Annotated in this window: 20 protein-coding genes and 1 pseudogene; 9 read left to right on the top strand and 12 right to left on the bottom strand. The window is 35.3% G+C overall.

What is annotated here, in order from left to right; all coding sequences use genetic code 11:
- Positions 1–522: 522 nt before the first annotated feature.
- Both AC4CVF_RS06365 and AC4CVF_RS06370 read right to left on the bottom strand, forming a co-directional pair.
- On the bottom strand, positions 523–1140 hold the full coding sequence (locus AC4CVF_RS06365; RefSeq protein ID WP_490789101.1) for a LexA family protein: 618 nt from the start codon (positions 1138–1140) through the stop codon (positions 523–525).
- Between the two features lie 93 nt (positions 1141–1233).
- Positions 1234–1868 (bottom strand): annotated as a pseudogene (locus tag AC4CVF_RS06370) (SOS response-associated peptidase family protein).
- 249 nt (positions 1869–2117) lie between these two features.
- Between AC4CVF_RS06370 and AC4CVF_RS06375 the strand changes: the two are divergent.
- The gene (locus tag AC4CVF_RS06375; protein WP_336950783.1) at positions 2118–2378 is read left to right on the top strand and encodes a hypothetical protein; all 261 of its coding nucleotides are present in this window, start codon (positions 2118–2120) and stop codon (positions 2376–2378) included.
- A 175-nt stretch (positions 2379–2553) separates the two neighbouring features.
- On the top strand, positions 2554–2763 hold the full coding sequence (locus AC4CVF_RS06380; RefSeq protein WP_336950784.1) for a pyridoxamine 5'-phosphate oxidase family protein: 210 nt from the start codon (positions 2554–2556) through the stop codon (positions 2761–2763).
- Between the two features lie 40 nt (positions 2764–2803).
- On the opposite strand, the gene AC4CVF_RS06385 is transcribed toward AC4CVF_RS06380, so the two are convergent.
- The gene (locus AC4CVF_RS06385; RefSeq protein WP_490789914.1) at positions 2804–3271 is read right to left on the bottom strand and encodes a BLUF domain-containing protein; all 468 of its coding nucleotides are present in this window, start codon (positions 3269–3271) and stop codon (positions 2804–2806) included.
- A 39-nt stretch (positions 3272–3310) separates the two neighbouring features.
- Positions 3311–3760, bottom strand: coding sequence for a BLUF domain-containing protein (locus tag AC4CVF_RS06390; protein WP_336950785.1), 450 nt, complete (start codon positions 3758–3760; stop codon positions 3311–3313).
- Positions 3761–4746: 986 nt separating this feature from the next.
- On the opposite strand from AC4CVF_RS06390, the gene AC4CVF_RS06395 reads away from it, so the two are divergent.
- Both AC4CVF_RS06395 and AC4CVF_RS06400 read left to right on the top strand, forming a co-directional pair.
- On the top strand, positions 4747–4905 hold the full coding sequence (locus AC4CVF_RS06395) for a DUF1328 domain-containing protein (protein ID WP_336950787.1): 159 nt from the start codon (positions 4747–4749) through the stop codon (positions 4903–4905).
- A gap of 96 nt (positions 4906–5001) precedes the next feature.
- Positions 5002–5271 (top strand): hypothetical protein, encoded by a 270-nt coding sequence (locus AC4CVF_RS06400; protein ID WP_336950788.1) that lies wholly within the window; start codon positions 5002–5004, stop codon positions 5269–5271.
- Positions 5272–6061: 790 nt separating this feature from the next.
- Here AC4CVF_RS06400 and AC4CVF_RS06405 read toward each other — a convergent pair.
- The 4 genes from AC4CVF_RS06405 to AC4CVF_RS06420 all read right to left on the bottom strand — a co-directional run bounded on the left by AC4CVF_RS06405 (position 6062) and on the right by AC4CVF_RS06420 (position 10387).
- Positions 6062–6349, bottom strand: a complete 288-nt coding sequence (locus tag AC4CVF_RS06405) for a hypothetical protein (protein ID WP_336950790.1) — start codon at positions 6347–6349, stop codon at positions 6062–6064.
- Positions 6346–7908, bottom strand: a complete 1563-nt coding sequence (locus tag AC4CVF_RS06410) for a PepSY-associated TM helix domain-containing protein (protein ID WP_419820325.1) — start codon at positions 7906–7908, stop codon at positions 6346–6348. The genes AC4CVF_RS06405 and AC4CVF_RS06410 overlap by 4 nt, the downstream gene beginning before the upstream one ends.
- Before the next feature lie 3 nt (positions 7909–7911).
- Positions 7912–8190 carry a hypothetical protein gene (locus AC4CVF_RS06415; protein ID WP_419327333.1) on the bottom strand — a complete coding sequence of 93 codons (279 nt, stop codon included), beginning with the start codon at positions 8188–8190 and terminating at the stop codon, positions 7912–7914.
- Between the two features lie 61 nt (positions 8191–8251).
- Positions 8252–10387 (bottom strand): TonB-dependent siderophore receptor, encoded by a 2136-nt coding sequence (locus AC4CVF_RS06420; RefSeq protein ID WP_490789102.1) that lies wholly within the window; start codon positions 10385–10387, stop codon positions 8252–8254.
- Between the two features lie 228 nt (positions 10388–10615).
- On the opposite strand from AC4CVF_RS06420, the gene lpxB reads away from it, so the two are divergent.
- On the top strand, positions 10616–11791 hold the full coding sequence (lpxB, locus tag AC4CVF_RS06425; RefSeq protein ID WP_336950794.1) for a lipid-A-disaccharide synthase: 1176 nt from the start codon (positions 10616–10618) through the stop codon (positions 11789–11791).
- Between the two features lie 373 nt (positions 11792–12164).
- Here lpxB and AC4CVF_RS06430 read toward each other — a convergent pair whose 3' ends face one another.
- Entirely contained in the window at positions 12165–13037 is an 873-nt protein-coding gene (locus AC4CVF_RS06430; RefSeq protein ID WP_336950795.1) for a DUF2797 domain-containing protein, read from the bottom strand.
- Positions 13038–13069: 32 nt separating this feature from the next.
- Between AC4CVF_RS06430 and AC4CVF_RS06435 the strand changes: the two genes are divergently transcribed.
- Together AC4CVF_RS06435 and AC4CVF_RS06440 are read left to right on the top strand one after the other, a co-directional pair.
- Complete coding sequence (locus tag AC4CVF_RS06435) at positions 13070–13540, top strand: DUF6231 family protein (RefSeq protein WP_336950796.1); 471 nt, start codon at positions 13070–13072, stop codon at positions 13538–13540.
- Positions 13541–13664: 124 nt separating this feature from the next.
- A complete protein-coding gene (locus AC4CVF_RS06440) occupies positions 13665–14264 on the top strand; it encodes a YidB family protein (protein ID WP_096734314.1) in 600 nt (199 codons plus the stop codon).
- 56 nt (positions 14265–14320) lie between these two features.
- Here the strand turns inward: AC4CVF_RS06440 and AC4CVF_RS06445 are convergent, their stop codons facing one another.
- The 3 genes from AC4CVF_RS06445 to glnL form a co-directional block, all read right to left on the bottom strand.
- On the bottom strand, positions 14321–15037 hold the full coding sequence (locus AC4CVF_RS06445) for a hypothetical protein (RefSeq protein WP_490789103.1): 717 nt from the start codon (positions 15035–15037) through the stop codon (positions 14321–14323).
- Between the two features lie 120 nt (positions 15038–15157).
- A complete protein-coding gene (gene glnG, locus AC4CVF_RS06450) occupies positions 15158–16642 on the bottom strand; it encodes a nitrogen regulation protein NR(I) (protein WP_004822147.1) in 1485 nt (494 codons plus the stop codon).
- Entirely contained in the window at positions 16632–17738 is a 1107-nt protein-coding gene (glnL, locus tag AC4CVF_RS06455) for a nitrogen regulation protein NR(II) (RefSeq protein WP_336951463.1), read from the bottom strand. The genes glnG and glnL overlap by 11 nt, the downstream gene beginning before the upstream one ends.
- A gap of 363 nt (positions 17739–18101) precedes the next feature.
- Here glnL and rimO point away from each other — a divergent pair, with 363 nt between their 5' ends.
- Entirely contained in the window at positions 18102–19445 is a 1344-nt protein-coding gene (rimO, locus tag AC4CVF_RS06460; protein ID WP_336950798.1) for a 30S ribosomal protein S12 methylthiotransferase RimO, read from the top strand.
- Between the two features lie 65 nt (positions 19446–19510).
- Complete coding sequence (gene pyrH, locus AC4CVF_RS06465; RefSeq protein ID WP_004719725.1) at positions 19511–20239, top strand: UMP kinase; 729 nt, start codon at positions 19511–19513, stop codon at positions 20237–20239.
- Positions 20240–20302 lie beyond the last annotated feature (63 nt).

Consider the following 20302-nt stretch of genomic DNA (forward strand, 5'->3'; position numbering starts at 1 on the left):
TTGCTAAATCATAATCTCCATTAAATCGCTTTCCCTTTTTTGCTTTCTGATTAGCGATATTTGCTTCTGTTTTGTTGGAACCAATTCATACTGAGACAGGCAATCCGCTTCATTGTTGAATACGTTCGTGCATTCCTTGGCGATAATCAATCACCAAGATTATAATTATGCTTAAAACTTGATAGATCTAGAAAACACTCATCAATTCAATAAATCTCGAGTTCGGGTGGTGCGAAATAACTGGCAAAAAATGAATGAAATCGACGTGACATCTCAGCATATATCGCATAGTTACTTGAAGGAACTTGAAAACAATTTTTCTGGACAGCATCTTTGATTTGAAAAAATGGAGGCTCATTTTAATCCCCATAGCCTTGACTTAGTTACTTCGAGCTACTGCGCAACCATTGTTATTTAATAAAACTATCACCAAGACATTATTTAGCTTCGGGTTAAAGAAACGCTCAGACCAGACATAGCAATTATTGATATCAATAAGAACAAATATCTTTTCTTCATGTATCATTTAAAGTTCTTAATAATTTTGGTGACAACACCCCAAATTACTAATTCTTGTTCATTGCGGGGGAGGATTGGTTTGTACTCAATATTCTCAGGTTTGAGCCACACTGCAGGCAAATTTCTAAGATCATTTTCATTATGAAAAATATTAAACAATTCATCATGTGACATCCGTTGTGTAATCATCATTCTTTTCACAGTGAAATCATTGTCAATGAATGCGATAACAATATCTTGGTGCTGTGATCGAATACTTCTATCGATAATCAAATAGTCAGTGATATCAATTCCAATGTCTTTCATCGAATACGACTCAACTTGAACAATGAATGTAGCTTCCTTATTTGAAATAAGCAGATCATCCATGTCAACAGTTTTGTCTATATAATTCTCAAATACTGAGGAGGAATCTGCAGTAATTTTATTTAAAACTAATGGAATAGAATACTTAGTGATTGCCTGAAATGACGATATTCTAGATAGGTCAGATGGACATTTTAATTTAGATGAATGTGCTCTGATATCAATAACTTTAGAGCTTTTCAAGTGATCTAGACTTGCATCTTTAAGCTTTTGAAGTTTAGCTTTCGATAATTTTGAATTTAATTCAATATTCATAAAAAATACCACTTGAATAAGTTACGTATTCAAGATATTAAATGTAATAGTTTTTAATTTCAAATTTAAACTATGTGGATAAACAGTCTTAATTTAAAAAAGGTCACTTTGTTTGGCTACTTCAGATGAGTGTTCACGAGGGAAAGCGGAAAATCATCACGCATTTCAAAGAAATTTTCGTGTGCATTTTCTTTATCAATATTCAAGCAGTCTTTTCGATATTCTCTTGATATGACTATGATTGATCTTTTTTCATCGGTAGGCGCATAAAATTGCTTCATGAAAGGATGATTGTCAGAATTGATTGTAATCATTGAAAAAATATTATTATTTTTTAATTAACTAATCATCGTGAGTTTCTGCAACAGCGAATGGTAGTCGTTCTTACGGTGAATTCTGTACAAATGGCTTTTACCATCGATGCACTTGAGATCATCAAATTCTTGAACCGGCACAAAGTAAAACTTGCTATAAGTCAAGCATGTCGAAAGTTAGGCTTCTCAACTATAGTTTCAGTTCAAGTATTATAGGTGTGTCCCTAACTTTGTATCCTCAGCCCATTTTGGAATTAGTGCAAATCTTCATAAATCTAGGTTAAACTCTTTCATAATAATTGGAGCAGGGTATAACGGATAAACGTGTGACTTTAAAGGATAATCCATTGCATTGAGTTCGATTCCTAATTGAACAAATGCTGTTATTTTTGGAGTTTGATAGTTTGAGCACATGAGTTAATCAATTTATTATAAATTTTAAATTTCGTTTTTAATTGTATTACAATAATTTATTGGTTAGTTATTTAATATATAAAAATTAACTGGATAAAATAATTTCATAAGAGTTAATTGATGTTTAATATCAGTACATTGAACAAAATTAAGAAAAATTAGTTTACATATTTTATCTGAAACCATATTTAAAAAAAAATTAAAAATAGGTTATATTCCTAATCAATTAAGATCGACGGAAATCTTCTATTGGATATTCAAGAAATAGTACTTCAAGATGAAAATTTTCATTTACATAAATTGGTAAAAGTTAAAGATACCACTTATGACCCTATAAAAAAGGATAGGTCTATTTTATGGTTTTGGATTTACTCTGAAACTTCTGATTTTTTTCACTTTGAATTGTGGGATCAATTAGACCGTGCTGTGGTAAATCAAAATATTACTCATAAAGATTACCAGTTCAAAGTTGTAAGCATCAATGATAACAAAAAAATAAATTATTCATGAATAATAATTTTTTATCATATAATTAAAATATTTAATTAACACTAAGAAACTATTTAAATTTTTATATTGAGGAGATATTGGTATTTCAATTTACATGAGAATGTTAAAATTGGAAAATTTAAAAAATGATTATGTCTCAATTAATGGAATTGCAGAATGTGTCCAAGATTAAGAGGTGCTTGATCAATTGTGGTCCTCCGCTTCGTATGGAACTTTTTTTGAACAAGGAAAGTCGGATCCAAATATTCAATTAGTACGTGTAATATGTAATGGTGCACAATACTGGAAAGGTGCAGGAAAATTTGTAACTCTTTTCAAAGTAGCAAAAGCGTCAATATCACGTGAAACAGAGCAGCTTGGAACAAGTCATTCTGTTAAGCTATAAATTTTTGTAAAAAAGACGAACTTACGTTCGTCTTTTTTTATTAAAGAAAATTAGATATTCCACGTTGGTTTAAACCAACTCGCTTTCGAAGCCGAGTCTGCTTTTCATTTAAGAGTTCATTTAAGAAGGCATCTAAATTGTCTTCGGTTAAAGCAGTAGGAGTGAACGAGTCGTAACCTAAACGATTAAAGAAGATCTCTGCTTTTGAGCACTTTTGAACATATTTCATTGACCAGTTTTTAAAACTAATTTGGTCAATTTCTACATTTTTGAATTCAATAATATCTTTATGCCTAGCGTCATTTCTAATGTTATGGAATAGCTCTAGTACAGTTGATCTTTCACCTTCAAGACACTGGAAAAAAAAGTTATTAGCATAGTAAAGCACACCAAAAACATTGTTTTTCGAATTAAAATCTCGAGCAGTATTCAAAATATCATTTAAATCTTCTATGAGGTCATTAGTTGATTCATTTCTTGTACTTGCGTAGCACAAACGAATCATGATTTATCATCTATATTAACGTTTTCAAAATAGACTAATGAATTACTCATCGATTTCAAAATTATATGGTTCATGAGCATACTCCGAAGCTAAAAGGTCTATGAATGAAGGAATAGTGTTACTTGAAAGAAGAAATGGGTTAAAATCATCAAGATGGTGTTCTTGAAAAAAGTCACCTAATCTTTTGTTAACAGGTGCAAATTTCATATTCCAATGTTTGAATAATCCAACATCGCATTTCTCATGATAGAGAATTTCACAATTTTGATGACGTGGATCTTTTAAAATGCGGTTATAAAAAAGATCATTAACTTTACTCTTGCTACCTTCAAGACATTGGACAAAATATCCATGTCCATAGTAAAGAACTCCTGTAATCTCATGACGAGAATTAAAATCAACAGCAGTGTTAAGAATATCAATTAGATCAGATTTAAGTTCAGGGTGCGCTTGTGTCGCTTTACTAGCGTATAAAACCCTTACAAATTCCATTATGAATTCATCCAGTTTGATTTGTTACTGATGGTGTGTGATAACTATTTAATTTTATTAGTAAACTTTATGTTTCCACATAGAAAGAATAGTAACTTTAAAAGTTTACAACATAGTTAGGATTGAAGCCAATTTAAAATAAAAACGATCAAAAAAAAATGTAATGTAAACTTTTTTTACTTTTACTTAAGTTAATTGTTAATATATTGTGTTGAAGTGATAGTTTATTAAAATTAACTTTATGAAAATAAATGAAATAATTCTAATTTTTTAAATATTAATAGGTTAAAAAATAAACAAATGTACGAAATTTCTCACAATCATGTAAGCCAGAGATTACAGCCTGAATTTTTGATTTATATATACTGCGTTCATACACCATACGTGTTCATTATTATTAATATACAACTGAATATTAGTTTAAGATGTGGTCGCTTACACTTAAATTAGAATAAGAAGTTATAAAATTAATGAGCATAATAATAGATGGTGTATTGGGGTAGTCTTCCCCCTTAGTTGCTCTACTAAGGGGGAAGCATTTTATTAAATCTAAAGTAGAGGAAATGAAATGTTAATTTTAAAAAATTTTTTTATATTTATTATCTCAGTTTTAATTATATGTTTAATAATCATAATTTTTGACAAGTTAGGAATACATAAAAAGTTTAATGTATTCTTTTCGGCAATGTTATATGGTCTTATTATGACCTTATATCTAAAAAAAGTATTTTTAAGTCTTTTATTTTTCTTTGGCTTTTATAGTCTATTATTCATGATTAGTTATTCAATTGAAGTTATAGGAATGCTTCTTATTTCCTGTTCAGTTCTTTTTTTAATTAAGATTGTTATGCCAAAACTAAAGAATCAAGAAATAAATAGGTTTTTTATTTCTGATAAGCTATATAAAGAATAGGTTTTTATATAGATTGATTTAGATAAATTTTATTTAAATCAAAAAAAATTAAATATTTTAGGAGTAATAATGTATGTTTCGTTGGGCGATAATTTTTGCAGTTATAGCATTAATTGCTAGTTTATTAGGTTTTGGTGGAGTTGCTGGTCTATCGAAAGATTTTGCTGTAATTCTACTAGTTGTAGCTGTTATTTTAGCAATTATTGGTTTTATATCTCGTGGAAAATCATAGTATTTTATATAGCCAACTATCGAATATATTTGTTCTATAGTTGGCTAATTTCTTTACAGTAAATTATCTCATTAATAATCTATAATTAAGGTTTTTATGAAAAGTAGTAACTATATGTGTGTTTTAGAGCAGATCTATAATTTTTTACTTTTGACACCGGACTTCAAGAGTAAGACCAAGTCCGAGAAAATTGTTGCATATTTCAAAGCTTTAAATGAAGGAGATGAAACTGACTTTAAATTTAATAATTCTAATAAAGTATCCGGTAAGTTTGGAAATAAAAAAAATATTTTAATAATGAGTGCACCTGAAATAAGTAATAAATACAAATTCTTATCTTGGGTTGATGAGCAAGTAAATTCATAGTTTTTAAAGTAAGGTGTTTATATGCATCAAAGGCGCAAGCGTAAAAAAGTTACAATACTTCCTGAATGGTCTACAGATCAAGACTGTTTTTTAATTGAAAATAGTTCATTGCCTATAGAGTTATTGGTTGATTCATTGTCATTTACTGAAGATGAAATACTTGAGAGAAAGATACTTTTAGGGTTAGTAAGGAGGCACAGACAGATGATGAAAAGCTCTTAAATCAATTAATTCTGTCTATTTTAATTTTTAAAAATCTACTTCGATTTAAGCTGAGTGCAGAATTTCTAAGAAAGGGAATTTCATAGTTTGAGTACACTCACGGCTTCATTCATTGTTAAAATATAATTATTTTCAATATCATCAAAAAATTGAAATAAATAAAAATAATTTTACGCTATTTATTGCACTAAGATTTGTTTAAATTTTTTAAATCATTGATTGTAAATTAAAATTGAATCAAACCATTGCAGCAACATAAAATCCTCGGGGAAATTTTATAGATTGATTAAATTGTAAAATATTGAAATGCAGTTACAACCTGAACAGCTTAAATTATTTTAAGACAAATTCTGCAGAAATTGGGAGAATAGCGGTGTAATGTAGATTGTGTATTTTTCGTGGAAATACACCAGTTATTTATATCGAATAAAAACGATTTATATTGCGCCTAAACCTTGTTAAAAAAATTTATCGGTTTAATCAGGATTGCCCAATGAATTATAGCTTAGCCATTGAGCATCCTAAAAAACTAATCAAACTTAGCTAGCAGTATTAAAACGCTAGATGTCTACTTTTTAATTTTGGGTTTTAAGTCATTTACAAAGAGTATCAATCCAAACAGTATTGGGCTACTCAGTATACATAAGGCCACAAAAGAGATGCTATTGCCATAATTTACACTGAATAAAAATAAAGCCGAGATGATCAACGCAAACGCGATAACTTTTACCAGTTTCACATGTTGCGCTAAAACAGACAATTTACTTTTCTGAGTCTTGGTGATCTGCTTTGAACTGATCAAATATAAGCTATAACTGGCAATCAGGATCAGGAGAAATGCAAATGCCAATATCATGATACAGATTCCTGTGATTGTTTTTGTTCTAGCTTTTTCTTGATCTTCGCCACAGCTTTGTTTTGAATCGGTGTGATTCTTTGATGTAAAAAAATCGCTAAAATGGCAAATAACCAGATCATTAAGTCCACACGTAAAAATAACCAATAGTCCTGTAATGAATGAATATATTGATTAGAAATCAGATAATAGACATTTAAAATAGGCAAGGCTAATGTCATGGCAATTAGCAGCTTGAGCTGAGTTTTCCAGAGATATTGTTGTTTTGTGCAGAGCGCAATAATAAAACTGAATAACCACAAAGTAAAAAATGTATAGACTTCATAATTCGGTGTATCTGATTGAAGTTGTACAAAACGATTGGCATACAAATAACCCAACATCGCAATGGGTAAACCAATAATCATCGTGGTATTGAGTCGGTTTACCAGATAATGCCCAACGTGAAAATCATCATTTTTCTTTTGTAATTGTCGTTTTAAACTCCAGAGCAATAAGCCAGAGGCAATCATTGCACAACCTAAGAGGCCAGAGAAAAATAAGCCTAAACGCAATAAAGGTTGGGCAAAATTCGCCATATGCAGTCCGTACATACTGGCATTTAATGTTGCAATTGCACTGTTATTACGGGTATTCCCAATTAAACCACCTGTAGCGCCATTAAAGCTAAGTTGTGCTTGATTACGAGTAATCGAATGATCTTCTAAGGCAGTAATCGTGAGCTTAGCAAGCTGTGTATTGGGTTGATCTACGGTAATGTTATCAATATTAGTTTTTCCCCATTGCTGTTGGGTTTGTTGCAGGAAATGTTGAATAGATAACATATTCTTCGGCTGTGCGTGTTGAGCCTTGTTTGCAGTTGAAACATGACGAATTTCATCAAAATACTGATATGGATTATCTGGATAGGCTTTTTTCATCCCTGCGGGGAAAAGCAGATAGAAAAAGATCGCTAAGCCGGTAAATGTAATGGTTAAGAAAAAGGGCAATGCTATTACCGAACTTACATTATGAAAATCTAAATATGAACGCTGACCTTTAAATACTCTTAAGGTAAAGAAATCTGTAAATATCTTTTTATGGGTAATAATGCCTGAAATCAAGGCTATAAACATAATTAACGCTGCAAAGGTGACAATCAAACGACCAATCGAGTAAGGCATTCCATAAAGCTGATAATGAAACCCATAGAAGAAATCACCGCCTTGTGTGGCAGAAAGACTCAATTCTTTACCTGTATTGGCATCTAAAGTTTTACTTTCATAACCACCATCGGCTTTTTGCCAATAAATTTTATTTGCAGGGGTATTCTGATTTGCAACGCCGATATACCAACTTTTTGCATCTGGGGCATTTTTTTGCAAATAAGCAAACGCAGACTGTATAGCGGATTCCTGTTTGATTTGCATACTTGCGAATTGTGGTTGCATCCACATACTAATTTCATGGCGATAATATGTTGCAGAACCTGTCAAAAAAATTGCAAATAACAGCCAGCCGAAGGTAAGCCCGATCCAAGAGTGTAACCATGCCATAGATTGACGAACAGATTTATGCATGAGTTAACCTATAAACTTGGAAAATAGGAAAAAAGTAGCGACCAGAGCTAGGCTGATCAGCGTAAGCTTCTTTAAAGAATGAATACAAAAGCTTAGAATCACAAAAAAAATGTAAAAAATAAGTGCGCTAAATGCTGCCAAATAAATAGATTCAGCCTTGGCAAAATAAGGATAAAACACGTCAATTAAAGTTAAGGATACTAAATAACTGCACAGATAGCCCATACCAAAAGCCAGTATAAAACGAAAGAGCACTGATAAAGGGTAGAGCACAATCTGCATAACGATCACTTTCTTGCAATTGAAAACGCCTCAATCATAAAAAGATTAAGGCGAGTTCAGATTAGTATTTAAATTTTACAGCAACACTATAGTTTGTAGATGGGCCATAAAAAGCCTGACCATCTGGAAAGCTATATAAATATTTTTTGTCTGTCACGTTGTTTACATTTGCCTGTAGCGAAATATGCTTATTCAAGTCATAGCTGCTCATCATATTCACTAAAGCATAAGCATCTTGGGTAATTGTATTCTTTACCGAAGAATCATACTGCTTAGTCGCCTCTTGCCATTGTAAAGCTGCACCAATTTTCAGTTTAGGTATAGCAGGAATAGTATAAGTCGTTAAAAGATTAATGGTTTGGTTCGGGTTGTAAGTACGAGCCTCTCCACCATTTTTTAAATCTTTTAAGCTAAATTGGCTATAACCAAATGCAATATTTAAGTGATCTGTTAATTGCCCAGCCAAACCAACTTCTACCCCTTGAGAGCGTAAATCACTGGTTTCAACTTTTCGATTGAGAATATTTCCATCTGAATTGCGCAAAGGGTAATTACTTTGTTCTGTTCGAAACACCGCCAAAGTTCCAGTGAGTTTGTCATCTAGCCATGAACTTTTAATACCTGCCTCATAGCTTTCACCTTCAACTGGTTTGAGTGCTTTATTATCAGTACCCACTCCAGATTGTGGGCGGAAAATAGAGGTATAGCTTAGATAACCTGTGTATTCAGGGCTAAAGTTATAGGTAATGCCAGCATAAGGAGATACTTTGTTTTCATCATAGGCCATTGATGAACCGTAACTTTCACCTTCACTTTTAGCTTGAACATAATTTAAACCGAGTAAAAGTTTCAAATCATCGTTTAAGTGTAGTCGTGTTGCCGCATATACAGAATTGAGCTTTTGGGTATAGTTTGCCGCATCACTAAATGCTGACCAAGTGACTGATTGAGGTGTCCAGCTTGCCCAGTCTGTGGTTTGATTATTATTGATATTGCTGTCATTAATTGTGCCTGACGTCTGTTGATCATACTGTTTATTTTGTAGATAACTATAACCCAGTGTCGCTTCGTGTTCACGGCCAAATAATGAATATGAGCCTTGTAGATTTAAGTCGGCAAAATGACTTTTTAGACTTTCTTTTCCGCCCCAAGCGGTGAGGGCTACACCTGCTCCATTTTGATCAGGATAACCGAAATAATAGAGTAAGTTACTGTTATGGTCGGTTTGGGTGTAGTTATAACTCAGCTTAGCTGTCCACTTGTCATTAATTTTTTGCTTTAACTCAGCAAAAGCATTTTGTGACTTATTATCCCAATATGTCCAATCTGGATTGGGATTATAATTACGCTCATAGGAAAGTTGTTTCCCATCTGCACCGAGAAGTGGTAAAGCACCCCAATTATTTGCATTAGGTTTGTTCTGTTGTTGGCTATAACCGACAGTTAATAACGTGCTATCACTTAAATCCGCATCAATGATGCCAGAAAATCCATTTTTCTCAGATGAATAACGGTCTAGATAAGAATCTCCAGTTTGCTCATAACCCATCAAACGTCCGCGGATGCTGCCTTCTTTATTTAATGCACCTGAAACATCTGCTTCATAGCGTTGGGTATTCCAAGAGCCATAACTTAGCCCAGCATTGGCTTGAAATTCTTGAGTAGGACGCTTACGGATATAATCGATTGTTGCGCTTGGATCACCAAAAGCATTGGTTAAGGCATCTGCACCTTTAATCACGTCAATACGATCATAAAAATATGTATCAGGATTGGTATTATTATAATTGTAGCTGCTAGAAGGGAAGCCAACGCCATCTGTTAAAATATTTGATATTTCAAAACCACGGGCAGTGTAGGTTGAACGTTCGGTTTCTTGACTGCTGACAGTAATACCTGGGGTATTACTTAAAGCTTCACGTGCACTATTGAGTGCAAAATCATTTAATTGCTGACGTGTAACAACATTCACTGTTTGTGGTGTTTCTTTGACAGGAATATTCAGCTTGGCAGCACTTGCAGATTTTTTAACGATATAAGATTTTGATTGTTCGGAGCTTAATTCAGTTTGATCAGCCGTGGCTTGAACTGAAATTGTGGGTAGATTTTCAATATCTTCAGCAAAACTCTGCTGGGCAATGAGTACCGCTAAACTAAGAATAGAGAACTTAAAACTGTGTGGGAGAGGATTTAGCATTGCTTATCTTAAATGATAATAATTATTGCTTAGTTTATTGTTGGTGAGGTGGGCTTACAATAGTCGTGCAATTGAAAATATAAATAGAAAATAAAATAACGATAGAAAATTAGATGAATTGTTATATAAATTTCCCCATTTTCCAAGCCAGCATCCAGTTTGAGTATTCACGATTAAATCCTATGAATATGCTATGATGCGCTTATAGTGCTGATCAGGAAGAATATCTTGCAAAATCGAAAGCTTAAAATTGGAATTGTCGTAGGTGAGGTATCAGGGGATACTTTAGGCGCAAAACTTATTCGTAGTTTTCGTGAACAGGGTATTGATGCTGAATTTGAAGGGATTGGTGGTCCTCAAATGATTGCAGAAGGATTTAACAGTTTTTATTCAATGGATATTTTATCTGTGATGGGGATTGTTGAAGTACTTAAGGATTTAAAAAAATTATTTGCTGTACGTGATGGTCTGGTCGAGAAATGGTCTGCCAATCCCGTAGATGTTTTTGTCGGTATTGATGCACCAGACTTTAACTTGCGCCTTTCAAAAAGCATAAAACAGAAAAATTTGCCGATTAAAACGGTGCAATATGTCAGTCCATCTGTATGGGCTTGGCGACAAGGACGGGTACATGGCATCAAGGCCAGTATAGATTTGGTGCTTTGTCTATTTCCTTTTGAAAAAGGCTTTTATCAACGATATGACGTACCAGCAGCCTTTGTTGGACATCCATTGGCAGGTCAATTGCCATTACAAAATCCAATTTTGGATGCAAAGCAAGAGCTTGGTTTAGATATCAGTCAAAAGCATATTGCCTTGTTACCAGGAAGTCGGCGTGGTGAGATTGAACGACTTGGGCCGTTGGTTTTGGATGCAGCAAAAATTCTTTATCAAAAATATCCAGATTATCAGTTTTTAATTCCTGCAATTAATGAGTTACGCAAACAGCAAATTCAGGAATTATTAAAGCATTATCCAAGTGACTTAGTCGCAAAAATTCATTTACTGGAAAATACCGATAAAGAATCAAAAATTGGTCGTCAGGTCATGAATGCTGCCAATATTGTGGCTTTGGCATCGGGGACAGCGACACTTGAAGCATTATTGTTACATCGTCCAATGGTGACTTTTTATAAGTTGAATTGGTTAACTTATGTAATTGCTAAATTTTTAGTGAAAATTCCGTATTATTCATTGCCGAATATTATTGCGGGCAAAAAAGTGATTCAAGAGCTTATTCAACAAGATGCCACATCAGAAAATTTGGCCAATCAAATTGAAAAATTAATGAATATTGAAACTGCACAAATTCAGGTGATGCAATTAATCACCATGCACAAACAACTTTTGGCTGGAAATAGTGAAGATCCGGCTCAGGCGATTTTAGCAATTTTAACAGCTTGATTTTTAAAGCTAACAACTGATTAAGCAAATATCCGTTTGCTTATCGAGTTGCTGGAAATTTTTATTAATCGCCCTATTGTCAAAGCATCTAATTATTCAAACCAGTGATTTCCATCAAGTTAGTGGGGTATCGCCTACGCAAAGGTATTTAAACCTTGAATGAAAGGTGTGGCATTGCGGTTTTTTTAATCAAACAATTTGTTTATTTCATCTAATTGATTTAATTAAAAATATTAATTAGGAGAAATTATATTCTTTTGTCTAAGTTTTTTGACAGGTTGGATATAGAAAACCTTTAACCAATAAAAACTCCTCTAAATCTAAGATAAAGAGGAGTATGTATAAATAAATTTCTGGGTTTGGGTGTGAAAAATTATTCCGCCCGAACTTTAAGTTCATAACCTGTATATTTACGAATATTGATGACACCGGTATCCATAATCAAGTATTGGCCTTTAATTCCTTGTAGCTTGCCCCGAATGATTGGGGTTTTATCTAAATTGTGTGATTTAACTTTTTCAGGATAAATGTCGACAGGGTAGATGAATTCACGGGGTAATTCATTTTCTAACAATTCGACCGTTTCATTAAACTCAAGATTTTGCGCAAACTCATTGCGAATACTTTGAATCTTTGGGGAAAACTCTTGAATCAATTCATTACGAATTTCAATTAGATCAATCGGTTCAGCTTCACCTTTAAGCAGTTTACGCCAATCCGTTTTGTCCGCAACCTGCGTTCCAAACATGACTTCAAGCTGACCAGAAAGACGTCGCGAACCGACTTTTAAAATAGGTAATGCTTGGGTCGCACCTTGATCTAACCAGCGTGTTGGCATTTGACCTAAACGAGTTATTCCGACTTTTAAAGCGCTTGAATTTGCTAGATATACAATATGCGGTTGAAAGCAAACTTCATGAGCAAAATCATCTTCACGGCAAGTACCTAAATGATAATGACAAGTTTCAGGCTTCATGATACACATGTCGCAAGATGCCTTGGTTTTCATGCATTTAAAGCAGTGGCCTTGAGAGTAAGACTTTGGTGTTTTAGCTCCACAAGAAACGCAATAAATATTTCCTGTCGCTTCAATCTCGATTTCCTGGCCTAAACTAAATGGTAGCTCGGTTTCTGAGCGATCTAATATAAATTTATATTCAACATTTGCCTTATGTGTTTGTTGATCAGTTACACTAAGGTCTTTAAGACCTGCATGCATTTTATGACAAATGCCTTGTAGTTCCATGTTTAATTACTCGCTTCAAAAAAGGTGCAGTTATGGCTGAGCAAAATGTCATCACTTCAATGCTAGACGATTTATCGCAAGAACAGCCAATTCAAACTGCATTATGTATTGGGCAAAATTTGGCGCAATACCCAACAAATTATTCGATTCAATGGTCCTATTTTAACGTATCTGAGTTTTTAAGTCTGCCTTTTACGCAACGATATGATTTAGGATTTGTACTTTTAGATACAGATGAAATGTCTGGGATCACCGATTTACAGAAATCCCAGTTATTGGTCAAGTTACGTGATTTACTGGCAAAACGAATTGTTGTCGCATGTCAGCTAAAAGATGAACGGTTGCTCAGATCGCTTGGTTTTACCCAACTGATTGATAAAACATTACATCAAAATGATTTTGCACTTTGGCAATTTAATATTTTGACCTATAAACATGTACCAGATTGGTTTAACGCTAAGTTTTGGGCCAATCCAGAAAACTGGAATAAATTTCGTTGGTAGTGGGTTTATTTTGCCTATAAAACTAGCCTTAAGCTATTGCAAAATTTAACAATTCCAATTTTGGTGAATCTGATAAAGCCAAGTATGCTGTACTTGTCTCATAAAACTTAAAAAAGGAAAACTCATGACAGATTTAACCAATATTGTGGAAATTCTGGCAAAGCAAGCACTTGGCGGACAACAACAATCACAAGGCGGGCTAGGTGGTGGATTGGGCGGGGTACTTGGTTCAGTACTCGGTGGCTTGGGGGGACAGCAACAACAATCACAAGGTGGATTGGGTGGCGTACTTGGTTCAGTTTTAGGTGGTTTGACAGGTGGACAACAACAAGCACCACAAGCGGGTGGCTTTAATGCCTCTTCTTTATTGATTGCAGTTGTGCCATTGGTCTTAGGTTGGATTCAACAAAATGGTGGCCTACAAGGTGCTTTAGCTAAATTGCAAGGCGCAGGTTTAGGTGGGCAGGTTCAAAGCTGGGTCGATCCGTCACAAGGTAATGGAGCGGTAAATGTAGAGCAAATCCAGAGTTTATTTGGTGGCCAGCAAGTTGAACAAGTTGCCCAACAAGCCAATGTTCCGACCAATGAAGTGTATGGCGCAATATCTACTGTATTACCGCAAATTATTGATTCACTGACACCACAAGGTGATGCAACAGATCACACTGAAGCCAATGGTGATATTCAAAATGTTATGAATTTGGTATCAGGTTTTTTAAAGTAAAATCGAACATAAAAATGTTCAAAGCCAGTCAATAAATGTTGACTGGCTAATTTAAATTAAGGTTGTGGGTCATCACCAATTGCTTCGCTACTTTTTACGTCACCATTCTGTTTCTTTTTAACGTATTTAATTTGTCCATACCCTTCAGCATACCATTCATCCAATGTTTCATCTCCAATTTGAGAAATGAAATGACAGGCATTATCAAACTTTAATGTATTGTTATCGTTGTCAATTAAAGTCAGATCTTCAAATCCTACAAATACTAAGTCAATCGTCTTATTGTTTACAGACTTATCATTGTTATCCATTTGCGATTCAATAACCGCGTTATAAGTCATCTGGAATTTTTGCTGTGGTTTAAGATTAGATGGGAATGTTGGGAGCGGGGCTTGGTAAGTGGTTTTTACCAGCACATCATTTGGATTTGATCCGAGTGCGGCAATACCATAATCCAAGTTTGCAAGCATGGTACGCCCAGTTAAATCGTAGATATAATCTGTACGCACACCTGCACCTTGTCTAACGATTGATATCACATTTTGATTGTTGAAGGTTGTGGGAACAATTTGTATTTCTGTTTCTTCATTGTTGTTCAGGGTAAACTGTTTGTTGGGTTCTAATTTAAAACAATCATCTGAATTAGCTACTTTATGTGCTTTTTTAATCGCTGGTGTTTCTGCTTGATGTTCAGAACTGTCATGCGGTTTATTTTTAGAGCAAGCAACACTAAAAATAGAAAGTAAGCCAATTGCAACAACAGTTTTCTTCATTTTTACCCTAGACGATAAAGTTTAAATTTCACGAGGCTATTTTTCACTATGAGCCAATAAAAAACAACCATATTCTTACGAAATATGGTTGGAGTAAACTTTATATTTATGAGTCGCTTATTATTCTGCTAAGACGGTTTTATCTTCCTCTTCATCATCTTCAGCAGAATCCATACCTAATTCTTTGAGTTTGCGGGTTAAAGTATTACGCCCCCAGCCTAAAAGTTCAGCAGCATGACGTTTACGGCCACGGGTTTGTTGAAGCGCTGCTATGATCAAAGTGCGTTCAAACATTGGTGTGGCAATGTCTAAAATTTTCATTTCACCATTTTTAAGCTTTTGAATTGCCCATTGTGCCAGTAACTCATCCCAATGATGTAACGCAATGCGGTCAATACCAGCTTGCGCTTGTCCCTGATCATCAGATTTATTGATTGGAATTTGTTTTAATTCAGACGGCAAGTCTTCAGGATAAACTTCACGGCCTGTGATCATTACAGTTAACCAGCGGCAGGTATTCTCTAGCTGACGTACATTGCCGGGCCAAGGCAGTTTTTGAATATATTCTTGCGTTTCTGGGCGTAAAATTTTCGGACTAACCCCGAGTTCTTTACCCGCACGTGCCAAGAAGTGTTGCGCCAACATCGGAATGTCTTCAGAACGATGAGCAAGTTTAGGGATATGAATACGAATGACATTTAGTCGATGATATAAGTCTTCACGGAAACGCCCATCATTGACTAATTTTTCTAAATCTTGATGTGTTGCTGCCACGATACGAACATCAACACGAACTGGAATATGCCCACCCACACGGTAGAACTCACCATCAGCCAAAACACGGAGTAGACGTGTTTGGGTTTCAAAAGGCATATCACCGATTTCATCTAAGAATAAGGTACCGCCATTGGCTTGTTCAAAACGACCTTGGCGTTGAGTATTGGCACCGGTAAATGCACCTTTTTCATGGCCAAATAATTCAGTTTCAATTAAATCTTTTGGAATAGCAGCCATGTTTAAAGCAATAAATGGTTTGCTGCTTCTTGGTGAGTGTCGATGTAAAGCATGTGCAACTAACTCTTTACCTGTTCCAGATTCACCGTTGATCAATACGGTAATGTGCGATTGAGATAAACGTCCAATGGCACGAAAAACTTCCTGCATTGCAGGGGATTCACCAATAATTTCCGTAGATTGAATGGGGGTGACTTTGGCCGATTCTTGTTGTTGCAGTTTGTTGATGTGCAAAATGGCACGATTCACCAGTGCAAGTGCTTCGTCAATATCAAATGGTTTTGGAAGATATTCAAAAGCACCCGTTTGATAGCTCGATACCGCAGATTCTAAATCTGAGTGTGCTGTCATAATGATCACAGGCAGATCAGGATAACTTCCTTTGACTTTTCCTAAGAAGGTTAAACCATCAATGCCGGGCATACGAATATCAGTGAGAATGACGTCTGGGGCATTGCTTGGAAGTTGATCCAAAGCCGATTGTGCCTCTTCAAAACTGGTAACATCGAAGCCTTCCTCTTTAAAGGTTTTTTCTAAGACCCAACGCATAGCACGGTCGTCATCGATCACCCAAATTTTATTATGCGACATTGTTAGACTCCCAAGGTAGATATAAGCTAAATACTGTTTTTCCAGGAATGGATTGGCATTCAATCATTCCATTGTGTTGATGCATGATATTTTGAGCGATGCTTAAGCCAAGACCTGTTCCTTTGGCACGGCCAGTCACAAGCGGATAAAACACGGATTCTAAAATTTCTTCAGGGACACCAGGACCATTGTCTTCAATATCAATACGAATGGCTGATTTATTTAGTACACCATTAATCGTAACCAAACGTTGAATGCGTGTACGCAACATCAGTTCAGGTTGATGATCAATAAAAAACTCACGATTCTCAGTCATCGCCTGTACCGCATTGACACTAATATTAAGCATTACTTGAATTAGTTGATCGCGATCTGCTTTGACATCAGGCAATGAAAGGTCATAGTCTCGTGTGATTTTAATTTTTTTCTTGGTCTGATTTACAATTAAAGAGCGAACACGTTCAAGCGGTTCATGTACGTTGACCAACTCGTAGCTGGGAAGTTGACGCGAACCCAGCATAGTATCAGCAAGGTTTCTTAAACGATCGACTTCACTGATAATAATATCGGTGAATTCTGCGTATTGTGGATCATTTAAACTACGAGCAAGCAGTTGAGTCGCACCACGAATTCCGCCCAAAGGATTTTTGATCTCATGTGCAACACCTCGAATAAGTTGACGTGCAACTTGATGTTGTTGAATTAAGTTTTCTTCTTTAGAGATTTTAAGCATCCGATCAATTGGATTTAACTCAATTAATAGTAATGGGTGATAAGGTCTTCCTGTATTTAACTGCGACACTGAATAATCAACATGCATGTCTTTAAAGTTAACATTGATAATTGCTTCACGGCGTGTATAGGCTTGACCTGTTTTTATTGAGTTGTTTAATGCTTCCAATGTATTAAAGCTGTCATTTGGTGCGTGTAAAATATTAATCACTGGCTGACCTGCCGCACGAAGCAAGCTAATATCAAACAATGCTTCGCATGATGAATTAAGATAAAAAATATTTAAATTACAATCGACCAAAAGAATTGCAGTGGTTAAATTATCCACAAGCAATCTATAATCAATTGTTGGGTATTGATCCATTAGCAGAGCTTTCCTGTCTTTAAATAGCGCAATGGCATCTGCACCTCGTTTTCTATTTTCCCGAACAAGGGGATTGAATCGGTATAAATCGTGCTGATATAAAGCAAGATGTACGCCAACTTTTATATGTTGCGCAGTTTTCTTACATGAATGATAAAAATTGCGCATTTACTGCGCTTTATTCAAGTGTAAAAACTAGCATTCATATTACGCTATCATCATATTGTTCCAAAATAGTGCATTGTAGTAATTTAATTATTTGATTGGATGTATTTTGGTGCATTATACAAAGAGTGCAGTTTCCACCTGTTTTTATCTCTTGAAAAGTCATACAATACGCGGATTATAGTGGAGCGCAGATTCATGAAGTCCCCCAAAGTCGGTTTTGTATCTTTAGGTTGTCCTAAGGCATTGGTAGATTCTGAACGCATTTTAACGCAGTTAAAGACTGAAGGTTATGATGTTGCATCAGATTATGAAGGTGCTGATTTAGTTGTTGTGAACACCTGTGGTTTTATTGAATCTGCAGTACAAGAGTCTTTAGACGCAATTGGTGAAGCCATGAGCGCCAATGGTCGTGTGATTGTCACAGGCTGTTTGGGTAAAGATGAAGATAAAATTCGCCAGATGCATCCAAATGTCTTAAAAGTGACAGGTGCGGCGGCGTATCAAGATGTGATGGAAGCTGTCCATCAATATGTTCCAGAACCACCTAAACACAATCCTTTTGTAGATCTTGTGCCTGAACAAGGTATTCGTTTAACACCTAAGCATTATGCTTATTTAAAAATATCAGAAGGCTGTAACCATCGTTGCACATTCTGCATTATTCCAAGCATGCGTGGTGATCTTGTGTCACGTCCTGTTGGTTCTGTATTAAATGAAGCACAGGCGTTAAAGAAGGCGGGTGTAAAAGAGGTCTTGGTGATTTCTCAAGACACTTCTGCTTATGGTGTAGATACCAAATATAAGCTTGATTTTTGGAATGGTCAGCCTGTTAAAACCAAATTCTATGACATGTGCGAAGCGCTCGGTCAGTTAGGGATTTGGGTGCGATTACATTATGTTTATCCCTATCCGCATGTGGATGCAGTTATCGATTTGATGGCACAAGGTAAAATTCTTCCGTATTTAGACATTCCTTTTCAACACGCCAGTCCGCGCATCTTGAAATTGATGAAGCGACCAGCTCATAGTGAAAATACCTTGGAACGTCTAAAATTATGGCGTGAAAAATGTCCTGAATTGGTTATTCGTTCGACATTTGTCGTTGGTTTCCCTGGTGAAACTGAAGAAGATTTTCAAATGTTATTGGATTGGTTGCAAGAGGCAAAACTTGATCGTGTGGGTTGTTTTACCTACTCACCTGTAGAAGGTGCAACAGCCAACGATTTGCCTGATCATGTTCCTGAAGAAATTAAGCAACAACGCTATGAACGTTTTATGGAAGTTCAACAAGCGATTTCTGCTGAAAAATTGCAAAGTCGTATTGGTCAAACCATGACGGTTTTAGTCGATGATCTTGAAGAAGAATTCCCAGTCGCAGTTGCACGCTCTTATGCAGATGCACCTGAGATTGATGGTAATGTTTTTGTCGAAGATATTGATAAGTCAGTGATTAAAGCTGGTGATTTACTTGAAGTCGAAATTACAGATGCAGATGAATACGATTTGTTTGCCAAGTTGATTAGCGTTAAATCAGCTTAAAAGTTGCCGATTTCGATTTGATTAAATACGAATAAAATTGTAGATATAAGTATTGGAGTTTCGTGATGTTAGATTCTAAAAAGCCACGCTATGAGCGAATTTTGCTGAAACTTTCGGGTGAAGCGCTTGCGGGTAATAAAGACATGGGGATTGATGCCCAAGTCTTAGATCAGATGTCTTTATCTATTGCTCACTTGGTTGGTTTAGGTGTGCAAGTGGGTATCGTGGTGGGTGGTGGTAACTTATACCGTGGTAGTCAATTACAAAAAGATGGTTTGGTTGGCCGTGTAACGGGTGATCAAATGGGTATGCTTGCTACAGTAATGAATGGTTTGGCATTACGTGATGCTTTGGTTCGCCGTAACATTAAAACCCGTTTAATGTCAGCACTTCCAATTGGTGCAGTAGTTGAAGCATATTCAAGTCGTGATGCAATTCGTCATTTAACCCAAGGTGAGGTGTGCGTATTTGTTGCTGGAACAGGAAATCCATTCTTTACAACGGATACAGCGGCTTGTTTACGTGGCATTGAAATTGAAGCAAACCTTATTTTAAAAGCCACTAAAGTTGATGGTGTCTATAATAAAGACCCAAGTAAATATGATGACGCTGTTAAATATGATCATTTAAGTTTCGATGAAGTTTTAGATGAGAAACTTGGTGTAATGGATTTAACTGCAATTTGCTTATGCCGTGATCACAATGTGCCACTTCAAGTATTTGATATGAACAAGTCTGGTGCTTTGCTTTCTGTAGTAATGGGCGAAAAAGAGGGCACTCACGTTACAAACTAATGTACGTGAGTAGTAAAGCTCTTTATACTACTGCAATTTTAGATTAGGGTGTATTGACACTTC

It is taken from the genome of Acinetobacter sp. LipI_19, from assembly GCF_058242925.1.